The organism is Anaerolineales bacterium, assembly GCA_022866145.1.
Taxonomy (GTDB): domain Bacteria; phylum Chloroflexota; class Anaerolineae; order Anaerolineales; family E44-bin32; genus PFL42.
Genome location: JALHUE010000407.1, coordinates 1 through 2,787, shown reverse-complemented (window position 1 = coordinate 2,787; position 2,787 = coordinate 1). Strand labels below are relative to the sequence as shown.

Genomic DNA, 2,787 nt, shown 5'->3' with positions numbered 1-2,787 from the left:
GCTTCCGCCGGGCAGCTTAGCTCGAGGCCGTTCGGCGCCCTAAGCGCGGGTCTCTGCCAAGGCTGGTTTGATGTAGAATCCCGGGAAGGTCACGCGGTGATGATCTCGCCTGCCTTCTCCGGTTGGCCCTTGATCTTCCCATAGGATCGCGGGCCCTTTTCCGCCGAATCGCGGGGTGCTTGAATGATGGTCTGCGATGGTAATCGGGCGCCCTCACTGGGCAACCCGATATGTCGCGGCACTTTCCATTCAAGCAAACGATCTAGATACTCACCGCTCCAAATGCTCGCGTTGAGCCAGGTAGAAGCTTTCATAGGGAGAAGAGACCATGTCCAACCAACCCAATGATCGAAACCGTTCTAATCTTCCCATCCCAGATCAGCCGCACATGGGTTTGACAACCTACGACGCCAAGGATCCCGATACGAAGTATCCGTCGATCAGGGAATTGAGGCCGCCCAAAGGCGCGCCCAATGTGCTCGTCATCCTGATTGACGACGTCGGTTTCGGGGCGTCCAGCACCTTTGGCGGTCCGTGCAACACACCGAACTTCGATAAGCTCGCCGCCAACGGGTTGCGTTACAACCGCTTCCACACCTGCGCGTTGTGCTCGCCCACCCGCCAGGCGCTCCTGACCGGCCGCAACCATCACTCGGCCGGCATGGGCAACATCACCGAGTTGGCGACGTCGGCGCCGGGCAATTCCTCCGTCCTGCCCAACACCATTTCCCCGATCGCCCGCACGCTGAAGCTCAACGGCTACTCGACGTCGCAGTTCGGCAAGTGCCATGAAGTGCCCGCCTGGCAGACCAGCCCCATGGGCCCGTTCGATGCCTGGCCTACCGGTGGCGGCGGGTTCGAGTACTTCTATGGCTTCATCTGCGCCGAGACGAACGAGTGGTATCCGGCGATCACGGAAGGCACGACTCCGCTCGAGCCCGAGAAGACGCCCGAAGAGGGTTATCACTTCACCGAGGACATGACCACCAAGGCTATCAAGTGGATCCGCCAGCAAAAGGCGCTCGTGCCCGACAAGCCGTTCTTCACCTACTTCGCACCAGGCGCCACTCATGCGCCGCACCATGTGCCGAAAGAGTGGATCGCCAAGTACAAGGGCAAGTTCGACCAGGGCTGGGACAAGCTGCGCGAGGAGACCTTCGCCCGCCAAAAGAAACTCGGCGTGATCCCGCCGGACTGCGCGCTCACCGAGCGGCATCCCGAGATCCCCGCGTGGGACACCATCTCGGCCGAGATGAAGCCGGTCCTTACCCGGCAGATGGAGATCTATGCCGGCTTTCTCGAGCACACCGACCATCACGTCGGGCGGCTGATCGACGCGCTCAAGGACCTCGGCATCCTGGAGGACACGCTAATCTACCTGATCATCGGCGACAACGGCGCCTCAGCCGAGGGCTCGCTCCAGGGCACGTACAACGAGATGGTAACGGCCACGGGCTTCGGCCACCTAGAGACGCCGGAGTTCATGAAAGCCCACCTCGACAAGTTCGGCGGGGTGGAGGCGTACAACCACTACGCTGTGGGGTGGGCGCACGCCATGGACACGCCCTACCAGTGGACCAAGCAGGTGGCTTCGCACTGGGGCGGCACCCGTAACGGCACGATCGTCCACTGGCCGAAGGGGATCAAGGCCAAGGGCGAAATCCGCAGCCAGTTCCATCATGTCATCGACGTCGCGCCGACCATTCTGGAAGTGGCTGGCCTGCCCGAGCCGGTCTTCGTCAACGGGGTCCAGCAGCACCCGATCGAGGGGGTCAGCATGGCGTACTCGTTCAACGACGCCAGGACGGCCGAGCGGCACGAGACGCAGTACTTCGAGATGTTTGGGAACCGCGGCATCTACCACAAGGGCTGGACCGCGGTGACCAAACACCGCACCCCGTGGCTGACCGGTGCGCTCAAGCTGCCGGCCTTCGACGACGATGTCTGGGAGCTATACGACACCACCAAGGACTGGAGCCAGTCTAATAATCTCGCAAAGGAGAATCCGCCGAAGCTGCATGAACTACAGCGGCTGTGGCTGATCGAAGCGGTCAAGTACAACGTGCTGCCATTGGACGACCGCTTTGCCGAGCGTGCCAACGCCGACCTTGCCGGTCGGCCGCAGTTGGTCAAGGGCACGCGGCAGTTGCTGTTCGGTGGCATGGGGCGGTTGACCGAGGGCTCGATCGTCAACATCAAGAACAAGTCGCATGCGGTGACGGCCGAGGTGGTCGTGCCCACATCCGGGGCGGAAGGGGTCATCGTCGCCCAGGGTGGCACCACGGGCGGCTGGAGCCTGTACGCCAAGGCCGGCAAGCCGAAGTATTGCTACAACTTCTACGGCCTGAACCGGTACTACGTCGAGGGAACGTCGAAGATCCCGCCGGGGATGCACCAGGTGCGGATGGAGTTCAAGTACGACGGCGGCGGTCTGGCGAAGGGCGGCACGGTCACGCTGTACGTGGACGGAAACAAGGCTGGCGAAGGCCGGGTTGATCAGACCGAGCCGTTCATTTTTTCCGCCGACGAGACCTGTGACCTCGGCAACGAATTCGGTTCGCCGGTCACGAACGACTATCCAACCCCCAAGAAGTTCAGCGGCGAGGTGAACTGGGTCGAGATCGACGTCGACAAGGATGCCGAGGACCTCGATCACCTCATCTCGCCCGACGAACGAGTGCGCGTCTACATGGCGATTCAGTAAGCCCACCTTGGCGGGCGCCGAACAACTCGATGGAGCCGACCCGGCCAGCCAGGCGTTGAGTTCAGCGCGATACTAGCTTTGGC

Annotated in this window: 1 protein-coding gene; it reads left to right on the top strand. The window is 62.1% G+C overall.

Features of this window, described 5'->3' with window-relative positions:
- Positions 1 to 328: 328 nt before the first annotated feature.
- Complete coding sequence (locus MUO23_12230) at positions 329 to 2,704, top strand: arylsulfatase (GenBank protein MCJ7513725.1); 2,376 nt, start codon at positions 329 to 331, stop codon at positions 2,702 to 2,704.
- Positions 2,705 to 2,787: the final 83 nt, after the last annotated feature.

What these genes read in the sequence shown, in the direction of transcription:
- MUO23_12230 (MCJ7513725.1), top strand. Translation starts at nt 329, where the DNA reads ATGTCCAACCAACCCAATGATCGAAACCGTTCTAATCTTCCCATCCCA.